The following is a 16,579-nucleotide window of genomic DNA, read 5'->3' on the forward strand; positions in this document are numbered from 1 at the left end:
TCTTCGTCCGCACGCAAACGGGAGGCTTCTTCCATGACGACTTCACAGAAGGACGTAGCGGCGCACGAGGGCACCACCCTCAGCACGGCGGGTGCGCGCCAGCTCGCGACGACGACGAAGACGCAGCCGGTGATGCAGGGCATCTCGCCCCGCTACCTGCTGAGCATCCTGCCCTGGGTGCAGGTGTCCGGCGGCACGTACCGCGTGAACCGGCGGCTGACGTACACCGTGGGCGACGACCGGCTGAACTTCAGCAACATCGGCGCCAAGGTGGAGATCATCCCCCAGGAGCTGCTCAAGCTGCCGCTGATGCGGGGCTTCGAGGACGTGGATGACCTGCTCATCCGCACCCTGGCGGGCCGCTTCACCCAGAAGCAGTTCAAGCCGGGGGAGAACATCGCGGAGGCGGGTAGGTCCGCCGAGCACGTGTTCCTGCTGGCGCACGGCAAGGCGCAGAAGCTGACGGCCGGCAAGTACGGCGACCCCGTCGTGCTGGACACGCTGGCGGACGGCGACCACTTCGGTGACCAGGCGGTGGTGGAGTCGAACGACGTGTGGCCCTTCACCGTCAAGGCCGTCACGGCCTGCACGGTGATGGCGCTGCCGCAGGACGTGTTCGAGTCCCTCATCACCCAGTCCCCGGCGCTGAAGGCGCACGTGGAGCGCTACAAGGCGAACCTCAAGAAGCCCCAGGACAAGGCGGGGCAGGCCGCCATCGCGCTGGCCGCCGGTCACCACGGCGAGCCCGTGCTGCCCGGCACCTTCGTGGACTACGAGCTGAAGCCGCGCGAGTACGAGCTGAGCGTGGCGCAGACCATCCTGCGCGTGCACACCCGCGTGTCGGACATCTTCAACGACCCGATGAACCAGACCGCGGAGCAGCTGCGGCTGACCATCGAGGCGCTGAAGGAGCGCAAGGAGTGGGAGCTCATCAACAACCCGGAGTTCGGCCTGCTGCACAACGCCGACCTCAAGCAGCGCATCAACACCCGCTCGGGTCCGCCGACGCCGGACGACATGGATGAGCTGCTGACGCGCCGCCGCAAGACGCGCTACTTCCTGGCCCACCCGCGCGCCATCGCGGCGTTCGGCCGGGAGTGCAACAAGCGCGGCCTGTACCCGACGGTGGTGGACGTGGGCGGAGCGAAGTTCCAGGCGTGGCGCGGGGTGCCCATCCTCCCGTGCGACAAGCTGCCCATCAGCCGGGAGAACACCACCTCCATCATCGCCATGCGCATCGGTCAGGACGACCAGGGCGTGGTGGGCCTGCACAACGCGGGCATCCCCGACGAGGTCGAGCCGAGCCTCACCGTGAAGCGCATGGCCGTGAACGACCAGGCCATGACGAACTACCTGGTGAGCACCTACTACTCCGCCGCCGTGCTCGTCCCGGACGCGCTGGGCGTGCTGGAGAACGTGGCGCTCGGCGGCTGAGGGCGTTCCCCGCCGTGAAACATGGACGGGCCCGGTGCCTTCAGCGCGCCGGGCCCGTTTGTCTTTGGGGGCCTAATACTTCACGCGCACCAGGAAGACGTCCCCGCGCGTGGGCTTGAGCTTGTCCACGCCGAAGTCGGTGACGCGGTCGGTGTAGCCGTACAGCACCGCGTCTCCGTCCGGCATCAACGTCACCGCCGGCACCGCCTCCACGCCGTACAGCTCGCCGCGCGCTTCCGGCGCGGTGCCCAGGAAGAGGCGCGAGGCCAGCGGCTGTCCCGCGGGGTCGAAGCGCTGGGTGAAGAGCTGCGCGGACCCCAGGCCGTCCGTGCCCGAGGCGCCGTTCTCCAGCCACGAGTACGTGTAGCCCACCACCAGCACCTCGCCGGTGGAGTGGATGGCCACGCCCTGCACGGACGCGTCCACGCCCAGGTCTCGCGCCCAGCGCTCGGTGCCGTCCGCGCCCGTCACCACCACGAAGGGGCTGGGGCTGGAGGCGCCCTTCAGCGACGTGCCCGCCCAGGCGAAGCTGCCCTGGTAGTCGCCGCCCGCCACCACGTCACCGGCGGCGTCGCGGCTCACGTCCAGGGCGCTCCCCTTCACGCCAGGGCGCACCTTCGCCCAGCCGAGCGCGCCGTTCTGCCGGTACAGCGCCACGAAGGGGCTGCCCGTACTGGAGCCCTGCGTGACGTTGGTGCCGAAGCGCACGGTGCCCGTGTAGCGCCCCGCCACCGCCACGCTGCCGTCCGCGCCGGGGGCCAGGGAGAGGGGCTCGGCGCTGGCGCCCTCGGACTCCGCGCTGCCCACGGCGAAGGCGCGCTCCGCGGTGCCGTCCGCCGCGAACACCGCCACGCCGGCCGAGGACCCCTTCACCTCGTTGCCCAGGTCCACGCTGCCCGGCGCGGTGTAGGCCACGTAGAGCCTTCCCTCCGCGTCCGCCGCCACGTCCTTCACCGTCAGCTCGCCGGGGAGCCGGTGGGCCCAGAGCGTCGCGCCGTCCGCGGACACCTTCGCGACGAAGGCGCCGTCACGGAGCTTGCCCGTGCCCAGGTCCACCGTGCCCTTTAGGTTGCCGGCCAGGAGCATGCCGCCGCTGCCGTCCGCCGCCACGCGGGCCCGCACGTCCGCGCGCAGTTCGACGGGCGTGGGGTCCACGCGCACGTCGTACGTCCGGGTCCACAGCGTCTGGCCTCCGCCGGAGCGCCGCGTGAGGACCAGGTCCACGGCGTCATCCGTGGGTGCGCGCGCGTCCAGGTCGTCGTAGCCGTGCACGGCGGCGGTGAAGAGGTCGCCCGTCGCGGCGTCCACCGCCAGGTCCAGCGCCAGGTCGTCCTGCGCGGCGCCCTCCTTCGCGAGCCACAGCGTGGCCCCCGAAGCGGGCGGCACGGTCTCCGGCTCCTTCACCGGAGGCGGTTGGGTCTGGGGGTTCTCATTGCCCGGCGGCGTCTGCGTGCCGCTGCCCGGTGGCGGCACCTCGACCGGCACCGATGGCTGGTCGTCGGGTGGGCACCCCATCTTCGAATCCTGGCAGGTGTCCGGATCAGGCTTTTCAGCCCCACCTCCGCACCCCCACCCTCCGCCGACCGCGAAACCCAGCACCGTCGCACCCACGACAGTCCGGCGCCACCCCCGCCCCAGATACATGGAATCCCCTCCGTGTACGGCAGGGTTCGCATGCCATCCCACACCGGCAAATACGGCACGGAAGGTTGCTCGGCTGCCCGCTGCCGGACGGCGCGTGGCGCTCACGGGTGGGGTTTGGGACGCCGTGGGTGGGCGACGCGAGCACCCACGAAGGTCCTCGCGTTACCCACCCCGGCGCAAAGCCAGACACTACCGCCAGAATCCGATGGAGACGCCCCAGTTGGAGTAGCGGCTCGCCAGGTCGAACGACGCGGTGATGGACCAGTCCTCCCAGTAGCGCAGCACGAACAGCTCGAAGCCGCCGGTGAGGTGCGGCCGGGGGTTGCGGTCCCGGAAGGGGGACGGCTCCAGCCACGTGCCCGCGCGCAGGCGCAGGAGGCCGGGGAAGGTGTCCCACTCCGCGCCCAGGCGCGGCTGGAAGGTGGCGGTGTCGCCCACGGGCTGGGGCTCCGTGGTGGCGGCCAGCGAGCGCGACGCCACCGCGTTGCTCACGCTGGAGATGAGGTCCACCTGCGCGGTGATGAGCCACCGGCCGGCCAGTGCGTCGCGGGGCTCCTCGTCCGGCACCGGCAGTGCGTCCCCGTCCACCTGGAGCTGACGCCGGGCGGCGGGGGACAGCCGGTTGTAGCGGTGCGCGCCTTCGCCCAGGCGCCAACTGGCGCCCAGGGACAGCACCGCGGGGGACACCACGGCCGCGTAGATTTGACGGCCCGCGATGAAGGGGCTCTGGTCGTCATCGCGGCGCCAGCCGGCCACCACCTCCGGGCGCACCGACACGCCAATGCGGTAGGCGCGCCCGTGCGGACGGAAGAGCATGTCCACCGCCACGCCGGTGTCGCCGTAGCGCCAGGACTGGTCGCCCAGCTCACTGAAGCTGGCCTGCGCGGAGAAGATGCCCAGGGACAGGATGAAGTCGTCCTGGCCAAAGGCGATGGAGCCCGCGAGCGTGGACTGGGTGAGGGAGACGCGCAGCTTCTCGCCCTCGCCCCGGCAGCCCAGGGTGAGGCAGTAGCCCGTGCGGCTGTTGCGCCAGAGAAAGCCGATGCCGAAGCGCTTGTATTGCAACATCAGCGCGCCCAGCAGCTGGCGGCTGTCCACGGATTCGTCGGCCAGGCCGTCGTTGTCCACGTCCCGGCGCTTGGTGCCGGTGAAGGGCAGGTCCAGCCAGGACAGGGTGACGCCCAGGTCCCAGTCGCGCTCCAGCGACGGGCTGCGCTGGGCCAGGGCGGCCAGGTTGCTGGACACGCCCGCCGCGCCCTCCGCGATGCCCACGTAGGCGCCGCCCAGGCCCACCACGCGCGCCGACCCCAGCAGCGCGCCGGAGTTGAAATACAGACGTTCCGGACGGGGCTCCGTGGGAGCGTCGTCCTGGGCCAGGGCCGGGAGCGCGGCGAGGGACACCGCGCACGCCAGGGCCGCCAGGGTGCCACGCACGCCGTGAATCACCGGACGGCGGCCCCTTCGTCGAAGAGGCGGTCCGCCTCCGCCGCCAGGGCGGTGTCGCGGGCCGTGAGGCCGCCCGCGTCATGCGTCACCAGCGCCAGCGTCACCTTGCGCCACCGGATGTCGATGTCCGGGTGGTGGTCCGCGGCCTCCGCGGCCTTCGCCACGCGCTCCACGAAGGCGATGCCCTCCAGGAACGAGGGCGCGTCGTAGGTGCGGCGGATCATCCCGCCCTCGTGCTTCCAGGCGGGGTGCTGGCTGAGGAAGGTCTGGAGCGCATCCGGGGAGAGCAACGTGCGGTCGTAGGCCATGGCGGTGTTTCTACCCGCTCCCCCGCCCGATGGAAGCCCCGGCGCGTTCAATGCGCCGGGCTCCTCTGTCTCATTTCACGCGCGCGAAACCGCCTGCTTCCACTTTTCCAGGTGGCGCGCTCGCACCTCCGGCTTCATCTTCGGCTTGAAGGTCTTATCCGCCTTCCACGCGCGGCGGATGGCGTCCGGGCTGGTCCACACGCCCGCGCCCAGGCCGCCCAGGAAGGCCGCGCCCAGGGCCGTGGTCTCCAGATTCCGCGGGCGGACCACCGGCACGCCCAGCAGGTCCGCCTGGTACTGCATGAGCAGGTTGTTGGCCGCGGCGCCGCCGTCCGCCTTGAAGACGGGGATGTCCCGCCCGCTGTCGCGGCGCATGGCCTCCGCCAGGTCGTGGATTTGAAGGGCCACGCCCTCCAGCGTCGCGCGCGCCAGGTGCGCCACGGTGGTGGAGCGGTCGATGCCGGCGAACAGGCCGCGCGCCTCCGGGCGCCAGTGCGGCGCGCCCAGGCCCGCGAGCGCCGGGACGAAGACGACGTCGCCGGAGTCCTTCACGCTGGCGGCGAGCGCCTCCACGTCCGGGGCCTTCTTGATGACCTTGAGGCCGTCGCGCAGCCACTGCACGGCGGCGCCCGCGATGAAGGAGCTGCCCTCCAGCGCGTAGTGCGTGGTGTTGCCCAGCTTCCACGCCACGGTGGTGAGCAGCCCCGCGGTGGAGCGCACCGGCTGCGTTCCGGTGTTCATGAGCAGGAAGGCGCCGGTGCCGTAGGTGCACTTGGATTCGCCGGGCTCGAAGCACGCCTGCCCGAAGAGGGCCGCCTGCTGGTCGCCGGCCATGCCCGCGACGAGGATGCCGTCCGGCAGGCTGCGCATCCCGCGCGTGGTGCCGTACACCTCCGCGTTGCCGCGGATCTCCGGCAGGCACGCGCGAGGCACGCCCAGCAGCGAGCACAGCTCGTCATCCCAGTTGAGCGTGCGCAGGTCCATGAGCAGCGTGCGGCTGGCGTTGGACACGTCCGTGACGTGGGCCACGCCGCCGGTGAGCTTGTGCACGAGCCACGAGTCCATGGTGCCGAAGCACACGTCACCGCGCTCGGCGCGCTTCTTCGCGCCCTTGAGGTGCTGGAAGAGCCAGGTGAGCTTGGTGCCGGAGAAGTAGGGGTCCAGCACCAGGCCCGTGACCTCGCGCACGCGAGGCTCCACACCCTGGGCCTTGAGCCGCTGACAGATGTCCGCGGTGCGGCGGTCCTGCCAGACGATGGCGCGGGCCAGGGGCTCGGAGGTCTCACGGTCCCAGAGGCCCGTCGTCTCGCGCTGGTTGGTGATGCCCACCACGGCGATGTCGCTGCCGGTGAGGCCGGCGTCCTTGAGCGCGCGCGCGATGCACCCCTCGCTGGTGTTCCAGATGTCGATCAGGTCGTGCTCCACCCACGACGGCTTGGGGAAGTGCTGGGGCAGCTCCTTGTAGGAGCGGCCCACCACCTGCAACCGGGTATCGAGGATGGAGACGTGGGTCCCCGTGGTGCCCTGGTCCAGCGCCAGGACGTATTTCGCCTTCGCCATGCGTGCGGAGCCTCTTTCGTCGGCCAGTGGCCGGACACTTAAAGGGGACCCTACTCCAAGCGGAGGCGCTCGCACCCACGGCGCGTGCGGGATGTCAGGCACCGGGAGCAGTCCGTGGAACGCTCCCGTGCCCGCGTGGGGGTGCCGTGACGGCGCGCCTGACCGGGGGAAGTCCACGGTACTTCCCGGCGCTGCCGAGCGCGGCGGCCCGGTTTCAGTAACCCGTGGTGGCCCGCGAGCGGTTGTTGAAGTAGCGGCGCAGGCCGTAGGCGCCCAGGCCCGCGAGAATCATCCGGCCCAGCGAGCCGCCCGCGCCGGAGGACCTGCGCCCCCGGTACCCGTAGCCGATGGGGCGGCGGCCGTAGGCGCTGCGCCCGCGGTTCCATCCACTGCCCCTGAAGACGCTCCGTTGCGACGCGCCCAGCGCGCCCAGCAGGTTGGATAGCAATGCCATGGTGTCACTCCGTGGTGAGAGGGGTACGGGGCCCATGCGTCCTCAACGGGGGTCGGACCCGTGAAGGACGCGCGTGCGTTGAAAGGTGGGCCTTACGCCGTGTGTCGACACCCCATGTCGAACAAGGGGCGCGAAAGCCCGTGTCCCGGGCTGGAGGGCAGGCGGGCGGGTTGGGTGCACGGCCCTACGGGAACGACGCGGATCCGGATGCATGGGATTGAGGCGCTCAGGCGGTGGCCGCCTGCCCATCGAACGGAAGCCCTGGCCAGGTGAGGCACGGCCCACCCGGTTCCCTGCCCTGGAGGGCGTCTCCAGATTGCGGTCCAGGTGGGCGCACCTCCGGCGCCCCGGCCTCAATCACAGTCAACGCGCGGGATGCGCAGGACACGTTCAAGATGCTCGGACTGAAGAAGACCGTCGGGATGTCGGTGCTGGCGCTGGGCATGCTGGGCTTTTCCGGCGCGGCGCTGGCGAAGGACGCCGCCGCGGCCGCCAAGGTGGATCCACAGATGCAGGTCATCCTGGACGCGCACAAGTCCCTGAAGCCGGTGCCTCCGCACACGGTGTCGCCGCAGGAGGCGCGCAAGGGCATCACCGCGAAGGACGCGGTGGAGAAGACGCTGAAGGACCAGGGCAAGCCGGTGACGCCGGAGAAGGTCGCCAAGGTGGAGGACACGAAGCTGAAGGGGCCTGCGGGGGACATCCCGGCGCGCGTGTACACGCCGGAGGGCGCGGGTCCGTTCCCGGTGGTGATCTACTTCCACGGCGGCGGCTTCGTGCTGGCGGACCTGGACACGTATGACGCCAGCGCGCGCGCCCTGGCCAACCAGGCGAAGGCGGTGGTGGTGAGCGTGGAGTACCGCCACGCGCCGGAGAACCCGTTCCCGGCGGCGGCGGATGACGCCACGGCGGCCTTCCAGTACGTGCAGAAGAACGCGAAGGAGTTCAACGGCGACGGCAGCAAGGTCGCGGTGGCCGGCGAGAGCGCGGGCGCGAACCTGGCGACGGTGGTGTCCATGCGCCAGAAGCAGGGTGGCGGCGAGCTGCCGGTGTTCCAGTTGCTGGTGTATCCGTTCGTCAGCAGTGACGTGAGCACGCCTTCGCACGTGGCGAACGGCCAGGGCAACTACCTCATCGGCAACCAGGACATCGCGTGGTTCTGGGGCAACTACCTGGGCAAGGACTGGGCGAAGAACAAGGACCCGAACGCGCTGCCCTTGAACGCGAGCAAGTCACAGCTGAGCGGCCTGCCCCCGGCGATGGTGCTGACGGCGGAGCTGGATCCGCTCAAGGACGAGGGCCAGGAGTACGCGAAGAACCTGAAGGCCGCGGGCGTGAAGGTGGACGTGAAGAACTACGCCGGCGTGACGCACGAGTTCTTCGGCATGGCGCCGGTGCTGGACGTGGCGAAGAAGGCGCAGGCGGACGCGGGCATGGCGCTGCGAAAGGCCTTCAAGGCGGCGCCGGCCCCTCGGACGGGCATTGGCGGCTCGGGCATGACGGAGCCGGAAAAGGAGTAGTCGGCGGTAGGCAGTCGGCGAAACGCGTGGGGGTCCGTCATCCCTGTGGGGCGGACCCCCATGTTCTTTTCAGGCGCGGGGGATGTGTCCCTGCTCTCGCAGGAAGGTCACGGTGCGGGCCACGCCGTCCGCGAGCGGGGTGGGGCGGAAGGCCAGCTCCCGTTGGGCCCTGGCCGCGTTCACGCGGGCTTCCCAGCGCATGAAGGAAAGCTGGCCGGGCGCGACGAGCGGCGTGAACGGGAAGACGCGCGCGAGCGGCGCGGACACGCGGGCCAGGGCCTCCATCAGGAAGACGGGCGCGACGGCGGGCGGCTTGCCGGCCCCGGCGGCCTGGTGGATGGCGAGCGCGAGGTCCGCGTTGCTGACGAACTGGTCGGCGACGAGGTAGCGCTCGCCGTTGACGCCATTCTTCGCGGCGGCGAGGTGCACGTCGGTGCATCCGTCCACGTAGACCACGGACATGCCGCCCGGAGGCAGCAGCGGCGCCTTCTTGTTGAGCAGCTGGATGAAGAAGGAGTTGAGCCCCACGTGCACGGGGCTGGGGCCATAGACGGCGGCGGGGTTGACGTAGACGACGTCCAGGCCCTGCTGGCGGATGGCCTCCACGGCGCGCTCTGCGTCCTGCTTGGAGCGTTCGTAGACGGTGGGCTTGGGGTGCGGGTCGATATGCGCTTCGGTCAGCTCACCGCCCCGGGGCGCGGCGAAGACATCCATGGTGGACGTGTAGACCACGCGGCGCACCTTCGCGGCGTGCGCGGCGGACAGGACGTTGACGCTGCCCTGGCGGTTCACGCGGTCGAAGATGGAGTCGTCCCGGTGCCACTGCTCCGGCATGCCCGCGGCGTGGAAGACGAGCTCCACGTCGTGCAGGGCGGCGGGCAGGGTGCCCGGGGACGTGACGTCCCCCTGGACGAGGTGCACCGTGGACGGGAGCAGCTTCGCGGCACGGGCCACGTCCCGCACCAGCGCGCGGACGGAGGCGCCCTGCTTCACGAGCCGATGGGCGATGGCGTTGCCGATGAGGCCGGTGGCCCCGGTGACGAGGACGTTCATGGGACCGGCAATCTAAGCCCCCGGGCCGCCAAGCTGTACACCGCCGGTCCGACACGGCCCGCTTGTCGAACAGGTCCCCAAGGCTCGAATGGGGCGCCCGCTCCCCGGCCGCGGTCTTCCAAAACCTGTCCGACAGTCGGACAGGTTTCGCGGCGGCACGGCCGGAACCGCGGCCCCAACGCACAAGGGGCCCAACTTGTCCGACAGTCGGACAGGTTTCGCGGCGGCCCAGTTGGAGCGGCCACCCGCGAGCGTGAAGGTCCAAACCTGTCGGACAGCCGGACAGGTTTAGCTGCGGCCTGGTTGGAGCGCCCCCCTTGCTGCGATGGTCCCGACTTGTCGGACAGTCGGACAGGTTTCGGCGGTGCGTCGCGGACGGAGCGACTCACTGGGTCTCTCCTTCTCATTCACCGAAGGGGGCGCTCGCGTCAGCGTTGACGCGTGCTGCGTGGCTCGGGGCGGGAGCGCAGCCCGTCGAAGAACATCCCGGTGAGGCGGTGGACGCGCTTGGGGCCCGAGGCGTTCTCCGCGACGGCGAGGGAGATGGCCATCGCCATGCACACCACGTCATCCAGGAGGACGTCGCTCCGCACCTCGCCCGCGTGCTGGGCGGCCTTCAGCAGACGCTCGCCCTCGGCCGTCGTCGCGTCGCAGCCCTCGGTGTGGTTCTTGAGGACGATACCCAGCGACGCCGCGAGCCCCTTGTACATGCTCGCCGAGTGCGCGAGCTCCTCCAAGTAGACGCGCAGCGCTTCGAGCGCGGGCAGTGACTCCGAACGTTCGCGACTCTTCTTCGCGAGCGTCAGCAGTTGTTCGTCACACGTCGCGGCGAGGAGCGCTTCCCGCGACTCGAAGTGACGGTAGAGCGTGCCAATGCCGACCTCCGCCCGCTTCGCCACGTCGGCGAGCGACGCATCCGCGCCGCGCTCGGAGAACACGTCATGCGCCGCCACGAGCAGCCGCTCCCGGTTGCGCCGTGCGTCCGCGCGCAGAGCTCCGCCCGTCGCGTCCTCCTGCGGGTTCTTTGGCTGCTTTGTCATTGCCACTTGAAAAACGGAGGATAGCTCCGCATTTAACCGGAGCAATCCTCCGCTTAGCAAGGGAAAGGCAGGACCTGATGGCGACGAAGAGCGAAGTCGTGTTGGTGCTGGGCGCGACCGGACAGCAGGGCGGCGCGACGGCGCGGGCATTGCTGAAGGACGGCTGGCGGGTCCGCGCGCTCGTGCGGGACCTGGCGAGCGCCAGGGCCCGGGAGCTTGAAGCGGCGGGCGTGGAGCTGGTGTGTGGGGACATGGGGGACCGCGCGTCGCTCGACCGTGCGGTCGCGGGGGCGTACGGCGTCTTCAGCATCCAGCCCAGCTCGCCACAGGTGCACTACGGCGTCACGGACGACGACGAGGTCCGCTTCGGCACCTCCATCGCGGACGCGGCGAAGGCGGCGGGCGTGGAGCACTTCATCTACACGTCGGTGCTGGGGCTTCGTCCCGGCACGGGGGTGGGCCACTTCGAGACCAAGTGGCGCATCGAAGAGCACGTCCGGGCGAGCGGCCTCCGTGCGACCATCGTGCGGCCGGGGACATTCATGGAGCTGCTGCTGTTGCCGAACATGGGCCTGACACCGCGGGGGCTTCAGTTCTTCATCCAGCCGGAGCAGCCCATGCAGTTCATCGCGGGGGAGGACATCGGCGTACTGACCGCGCGCGTGTTCGCGGATCCGCGCACGTACGTGGGGACCACGCTGGAGATGGCGGGGGACTCGCTCACCGGCAACGCGCTCGCGGAGAAGATCGGCCGGGCCACCGGGACGTCCATCGCCTACTCAAGGTTTCCGCCAGAGGTGCTCGCGGCGAACCCGATGCTGCGCAAACTGGTGAAGCTGTTCGAGGATGGTTTTGTGTTCGAGAGCGCGGACATCCCGGCGCTGCGGCGGCTGGCGCCGGGCCTGCTCACGTTCGATGCGTGGCTGGAGCGCGGGGGCGCCGCGGCCATCCGGGAGCGCTTCGCGGCATCGTGACCCGGGAGTCCACCGCGCACCGCTGTCCCCCGTTGTCGCCCGTGCGTGGTAAGTCACGCACGGTACGACTCGGGGGAAATCGTCATGACGGGAGCCATCAGCCTGGAAGCGCTGGCGGAATACATCCAGGACGCGTTCAGGGACGTGCACGTGGACACCTCCACGCCGGACCTCTTCTTCTTCGCGGGGGACGAGCGGAAGCATCCCTTCGCGACCATCGTCACGCGGGACACCGAGTTCGACCACCACTCGGAGCTGGACCGCGGCGACGGCGTGTTCCGGCTGAACCTGGGCGTGAGCAAGGAGAGCTTCCAGAAGCTGTTCCCGGAGCCGGACCCGAACGTGGACTACACCGACCTGGACGTGCTCCTGCCGCACCCGGCCTACGCGCGGATGTTCTGGCTGAGCGTGGTCAACCCCAGCCACGAGACGCTCCGGCTGCTGCGCCCGTACCTGAAGGAGGCCCACGACCTCCAGGTGAATCGGGGCGCCCGGGGCTGAGTCACGGCGTGCGGCTGCGCACGGTCTCGTCGCTCCGGGGCGCGTCCGCGTAGCCAGTCATCTCCAGGTAGCCGCGCCCCTGCACGGGCCGGCCCTCTCGAGTGCCGTCCACGGTCACCGCGCCCTCCCAGTAGCGCACCAGCACCGGCAGCTCCTGGTCCGGCAGCTTCGGCGTCACGGTCAGCTCCAGCGACACCTTGGGAACCTGGACGCGCCAGCCCGCCGGGTATTCGCCGCCACGCGGGCTCTTCCAGGTGCCTCGCGGCTCCAGCCGCATGTCGTCCGCGCTCAGGTGCACGGCCTCACCCGCCAAGGGAATGTACGTGCCCGCGCTGAAGGCGTCCTTCGACCCGTCCTTCTTGCGCAGCTGGTAGAGCATCAGGTCGCTGCCGTCGGAGAGCTGGAGCGCGAACCAGTCCCAGCCCACTTGGTCGCCGCTCAGCGCGCTGGTGCTCCACTCGCGGTCCATCCAGCTCTCGCCCTTCACCTGCACCGTCTGCCCGTCCACCGACACCGTGCCCCGCGAAGGCATGCGCGGCATCGAGTAGTAGTAGGACGCGTTGCCCCGCTCCGCGCCCTTCTGGCTCAAACCCTTGTCGCCTTGGAGCACCGGCGGCTTGCCCTCGTCCAGCGTCAGCTCCAGCGTCACCCCGTCGCCCTGCGCGCGCAGGTGCATGGGCCACGTGCCGCCGTTCGTGCCTTCGCCGCGCACGTCCCAGTCCTGAAGCCAGACATGGAAGGGCGCCCCGTCCGCGCCCGCCAGGCCCTGCGCCGCGCGGCTGAAGCGCTCGGTGACGTGGAACTTCCCCGCGCTCACGTCCGTGAGCGTGAAGTGCCCCATGAAGACCTGCCGCGTGCCCCAGCCGGACTCACGCTTCGGCTGCTCTGGCGACAGCGCGCTGCGGAACAGCGTGAACTGGTAGCCGAAGGCGCGCCCGTCCTGCGTCTCCAGATTGCCCGTCCAGTACCACCACTCGGTGCGGAAGTCGGGGTGGGGGCCGTGGTCCTCCGGGAAGTGGAAGGGCCGGGGCTCCATCGCGCGCGCGTAGCCCTCCGTGCCGCCGTCTCCGCCCATCGCGGAAGCGACCGTCATGCCGCCTGCGTTCGCGGGCCCGGTGTCCTCCGTGTCCCGCAGCACCACGCCCACCGCCACGCCCAGCGCGGCGAGCACCACCACCACCCCGATGACGAGTCCCCGCCCCATGCGTCACTCCTCCCGCAGCGCCATGGCCGGGTTCGCGCGTGCCATGCGCCACGCCGGGTACAGCCCCGCGAGCGCCGCCGCCACCAATGCCAGCACCAGCGCCTGTACCACCACGCCCGGCGCCACCACCAACTGCAACGTCCACCCGAACGAGCGCTGGTTGATGACGTGCACCAGCACGTAGGCCAACGCCAGACCCAGCGGCACGGAGAACAGCCCCGCGAGCAGCCCCAGCAGGCCCGTCTGCATCGACACCATGCCCCACAGTTGTCCCGGTGTGAGCCCCGTCGCGCGCAGCACCGCGAACTCGCGCGCCCGCTCCAACTGCAACGACATCAGCGCGCTCAGCACGCCCACGAACGCGACGCCAATGGCCAGGAGGCGCAGCACCTGCGTGATGGTGAAGGTCCGGTCGAACACCTCCATCGACGCCTGCCGCAGCGCCCGGTTCGCGCGCACGTTCAACGCCTGCTCACCGCCCGCGCGGTCGCGCACGCGGGCCACCAGTTCGTCCACGTCCTGTCCGGGCGCGGCGAAGAGGGACAGGCCGGACACGCCCCGGTCCTCGTACCAGTGCTCATACGTGGCACGCGGCATCAGCACCGTCCCCACGTCGGAGCCATAGTCGAAGTACACACCCGCCACGCGGAAGTCGTGGGGCCCCTTGTCGGTGGCCACGCGCAGCGTGTCTCCCGCGTGCACGCCCCGGTGGAACGCGAAGGGCTCCGACACGATGAGCGCGTCCGGTGACGCGTCCAGTTGCCGCCACACGTCCTCCGCGCGCCCTTCCTTGAAGCGGTACGTCCGCTCGTGGCCCTTCGCGAAGTCCACCGCCAGCAGGTCCGTGTCCACGTCGTTGATGCGCACGTGGATGACGCGGATGGAGCCGCTCGCCTCGACCCCCGGCGTGGACCTCAGCTTCTCCGCGAGCCCCGGCACCAGCGACGAATCCCCGCGCCGCGCCACCAGGGACGGCGGCGACACGAACACGTCCGCCTGTAGCGCGGACTCCAACCACGCCGCCACCGTGCCTCGGAAGCTGGACACCATCAGGCCCACGCCCACCGTCGTCGCCACCGCGACCATCAGCGCCGCCAGCGCCACCGCCGTGCGCGACAGGCTCGCCGTCACGCCGCGCGCAGCCATGCGTCCCAGGGGACCGAACAGCGCGCCCAACGGCCGCGCCGCCGCCACCGTCAGCTTCTCCGTCACCCAGGGCACCAGCAGCGAACTGCCCAGGAGCACGCCGAACAGTCCCGTATACGCCGGCAGCAGCGCCTGCGTGGGCCACGCGAGCACCGCCGCCGAGAGGGCGAGGATGAATACCCCCAGCACCGCCAGCCGGGGCGCCCGGTGGCGCGACACGTCCTCCACCGTCGAGCGCCGCAGCGCCGTCACCGGTGCCGCCCGCGCCGCTTCCCACGCGGGCACCAGCGCCGCCAGCACCGTCGCGCCCAGGCCTAGGCTCAGGCCCTTGAACAACGTGAACGGCTCCAGGGACAGACGCCGCACGTTCACCACGAAGTACAGGTCGTTGATGGTGCGGGTGATGAGGCCCACCAGACCGCTCGCCATCAGGATGCCCAGCAGCAGCCCCGCGGTCGTGCCCACGATGCCCAGGAGCAGGGCCTCGCCCAGCACCACCGCGAACAGCTCACCCCGCGTCACGCCCACCGCGCGCAGCCGGCCCAGCATCCCGCGCCGTTGCACCACGGAGAACGTCATCGTGTTGTAGATGAGGAACATCCCCACCACGAGCGCCAGCAGCGACAGCGCGGTGAGGTTGGTGCGGAACGCCCGCGTCATCTGCTCCACCGTGCCCGCGCGCCCGGACGTCTGGACCAGCTCCGCGCCCGGCGGCAGCGTGGCCCTGAGCGCCGAAGCCTGCGCCTCTCCGCCCTTCAAGCGCAGGTCCACGCGCGTCAGCCGCCCCTCCAGGCCCAGCACCTCCTGCGCGGTGGAGACGTCCGCGATGAGCAGCGACTCCAGCGCGCGCTCCGTCGTCTCCTGCGAAGGTGTCAGCAGGGCCGACACGCGCAGCTCCCGCCGAAGCCCCGTCACCGTCACCGGCAGCGTGTCCCCGGCCTTCACGCCCAGGCTCCGCGCCGTCTTCGCGCCCATCACCACCGCGCCGGGCCGCGTGAGCAGCGCGCCGACGTCCCCCACCGCGCCTCCGGAGGAGAAGTCCCGGAACGGCGCCTCCGCGAACGGATCCAGGCCCAGCAGCGTGAGCGTGCGGTGGTTGCCGCCCTCCACCTGCACGAAGCCCTGCACCACGGGCGCCGCGTCCGGTGCGTCCGGCCGCAGCTTCAGCGCCGTGTAGACGCCCTCCTGCAGGCCGGACGTGCCGCCGGTGATTTGATGCGTGGCGCGGCCCGCGACGACGTCCGTGGACTGCTCGAAGGCGCGCAGCGCGCTGCCGCTCGCCAGGTCGATGGACACCACCACCGCCACGCCCATCGCGATGCCCAGCAGCGACAGCGCCGTCAGCCACGGGTGCCCGCCCAGATGCCGCAGGCTGGAGCGCGCGAGCAGCGCCCTCATGGCGTCGTCCCCCGTCCGCGCGCGCCGCCGGGGCGGTCCACCAGCCGCCCGTGCTCCAGCGTCAGCACGCGGTCCGCGCGCGCCGCCATCGCGGGCTCGTGCGTGACGATGAGCGCGCAGGCGTTTCCCTGCCGCGTGAGCCCCTCCAGCAGGTCCAACACCTGCCCGCCCGTCTCCTCGTCCAGGTTGCCCGTGGGCTCGTCCGCGAGCAGCAGCGGCGGGGCGTGGGCCAGGGCTCGCGCCACCGCCACGCGCTGCTGTTCTCCGCCGGAGAGCCGGTCCGGGAAGCTGTTCGCGCGCGTCCCCAGGCCCACGCGTGTCAGCAGCTCCCGCGCCCTCGCGCCGGCCTCCGCGCCCGAGCGGCCGAGCAGCTCCAGCGGCAGCCGCACGTTCTCCTCCACCGTCAACGTGGGCAGCAGGTTGAACGCCTGGAAGATGAAGCCAATGCGCTCGCGGCGCAGCAGCGTGCGGTCCCGCTCCGGCATGCGCCCCAGGTCACGGCCCTCCACCAGGATTTCACCGTGCGTCGCCTGGTCGATGCCGCTGATGAGGTTGAGCAGCGTGGACTTGCCGGAGCCGCTGCGGCCCAGCAGCACCACGAACTCGCCCCGGTGCAGGGCGAGCGACGTGCCGGAGAGCACCTCGCGCACGGAGTCACCTTCCGCGTAGGACTTGGTGACGGCGCGCAGTTCGACGAGGGGCCGCGAATCGGAGGGAGAGGAGGGCATGCCTGTCATCCGACATAGCCGATGCCCGGCGTCCGGGAGCGTTTCCCCGGCCCACTCGAAGGGATGCCCGCTACTGGACGCCAGCAGCGCCAGGGAGCGCTCAGCCCATGACACCTGGCAGGTCGTCCGGGTTGCTTTTCGTGCGTCCCGACACGTCCCGGTGTTTGAT

14 protein-coding genes are annotated in these 16,579 nt (G+C 71.0%); 4 read left to right on the top strand and 10 right to left on the bottom strand.

Annotated features, from left to right (window positions below):
- Positions 1 to 33: 33 nt before the first annotated feature.
- Complete coding sequence (locus JYJ93_RS06795) at positions 34 to 1,434, top strand: family 2B encapsulin nanocompartment shell protein (protein ID WP_206787404.1); 1,401 nt, start codon at positions 34 to 36, stop codon at positions 1,432 to 1,434.
- A gap of 72 nt (positions 1,435 to 1,506) precedes the next feature.
- On the opposite strand, the gene JYJ93_RS06800 is transcribed toward JYJ93_RS06795, so the two are convergent.
- The 5 genes from JYJ93_RS06800 to JYJ93_RS06820 all read right to left on the bottom strand — a co-directional run bounded on the left by JYJ93_RS06800 (position 1,507) and on the right by JYJ93_RS06820 (position 6,846).
- Entirely contained in the window at positions 1,507 to 2,949 is a 1,443-nt protein-coding gene (locus tag JYJ93_RS06800; RefSeq protein ID WP_206787406.1) for a hypothetical protein, read from the bottom strand.
- A 318-nt stretch (positions 2,950 to 3,267) separates the two neighbouring features.
- Positions 3,268 to 4,512 (bottom strand): hypothetical protein, encoded by a 1,245-nt coding sequence (locus JYJ93_RS06805; RefSeq protein WP_269012837.1) that lies wholly within the window; start codon positions 4,510 to 4,512, stop codon positions 3,268 to 3,270.
- Between the two features lie 8 nt (positions 4,513 to 4,520).
- On the bottom strand, positions 4,521 to 4,832 hold the full coding sequence (locus JYJ93_RS06810) for a 4a-hydroxytetrahydrobiopterin dehydratase (protein WP_206787408.1): 312 nt from the start codon (positions 4,830 to 4,832) through the stop codon (positions 4,521 to 4,523).
- Between the two features lie 75 nt (positions 4,833 to 4,907).
- Positions 4,908 to 6,392, bottom strand: a complete 1,485-nt coding sequence (gene glpK / locus JYJ93_RS06815; protein ID WP_206787409.1) for a glycerol kinase GlpK — start codon at positions 6,390 to 6,392, stop codon at positions 4,908 to 4,910.
- Positions 6,393 to 6,606: 214 nt separating this feature from the next.
- The gene (locus JYJ93_RS06820; protein ID WP_206787410.1) at positions 6,607 to 6,846 is read right to left on the bottom strand and encodes a hypothetical protein; all 240 of its coding nucleotides are present in this window, start codon (positions 6,844 to 6,846) and stop codon (positions 6,607 to 6,609) included.
- Between the two features lie 395 nt (positions 6,847 to 7,241).
- On the opposite strand from JYJ93_RS06820, the gene JYJ93_RS06825 reads away from it, so the two are divergent.
- Positions 7,242 to 8,366: an alpha/beta hydrolase gene (locus JYJ93_RS06825; RefSeq protein ID WP_242543694.1), complete on the top strand. Its 1,125-nt coding sequence runs from the start codon at positions 7,242 to 7,244 to the stop codon at positions 8,364 to 8,366.
- Positions 8,367 to 8,435: 69 nt separating this feature from the next.
- Here the strand turns inward: JYJ93_RS06825 and JYJ93_RS06830 are convergent, their stop codons facing one another.
- Positions 8,436 to 9,419, bottom strand: a complete 984-nt coding sequence (locus JYJ93_RS06830; protein WP_206787411.1) for an SDR family NAD(P)-dependent oxidoreductase — start codon at positions 9,417 to 9,419, stop codon at positions 8,436 to 8,438.
- A gap of 428 nt (positions 9,420 to 9,847) precedes the next feature.
- A complete protein-coding gene (locus JYJ93_RS06835) occupies positions 9,848 to 10,459 on the bottom strand; it encodes a TetR/AcrR family transcriptional regulator (protein ID WP_206787412.1) in 612 nt (203 codons plus the stop codon).
- Positions 10,460 to 10,536: 77 nt separating this feature from the next.
- Between JYJ93_RS06835 and JYJ93_RS06840 the strand changes: the two genes are divergently transcribed.
- Positions 10,537 to 11,433, top strand: a complete 897-nt coding sequence (locus JYJ93_RS06840) for an NmrA/HSCARG family protein (protein ID WP_206787413.1) — start codon at positions 10,537 to 10,539, stop codon at positions 11,431 to 11,433.
- A gap of 84 nt (positions 11,434 to 11,517) precedes the next feature.
- Entirely contained in the window at positions 11,518 to 11,934 is a 417-nt protein-coding gene (locus JYJ93_RS06845; RefSeq protein ID WP_206787415.1) for a DUF6194 family protein, read from the top strand.
- A 1-nt stretch (position 11,935) separates the two neighbouring features.
- Here JYJ93_RS06845 and JYJ93_RS06850 read toward each other — a convergent pair whose 3' ends face one another.
- From JYJ93_RS06850 to JYJ93_RS06860, 3 genes are read right to left on the bottom strand one after another with little or no spacing between them, the layout of a single operon-like run.
- Entirely contained in the window at positions 11,936 to 13,138 is a 1,203-nt protein-coding gene (locus tag JYJ93_RS06850; RefSeq protein WP_206787417.1) for a lipocalin-like domain-containing protein, read from the bottom strand.
- Positions 13,139 to 13,141: 3 nt separating this feature from the next.
- Positions 13,142 to 15,682, bottom strand: a complete 2,541-nt coding sequence (locus JYJ93_RS06855; protein WP_206787418.1) for an ABC transporter permease — start codon at positions 15,680 to 15,682, stop codon at positions 13,142 to 13,144.
- The gene (locus JYJ93_RS06860; protein WP_206787419.1) at positions 15,679 to 16,410 is read right to left on the bottom strand and encodes an ABC transporter ATP-binding protein; all 732 of its coding nucleotides are present in this window, start codon (positions 16,408 to 16,410) and stop codon (positions 15,679 to 15,681) included. The genes JYJ93_RS06855 and JYJ93_RS06860 overlap by 4 nt, the downstream gene beginning before the upstream one ends.
- Positions 16,411 to 16,579: the final 169 nt, after the last annotated feature.

It is taken from the genome of Corallococcus sp. NCSPR001, from assembly GCF_017309135.1.
Taxonomy (GTDB): Bacteria; Myxococcota; Myxococcia; order Myxococcales; family Myxococcaceae; genus Corallococcus.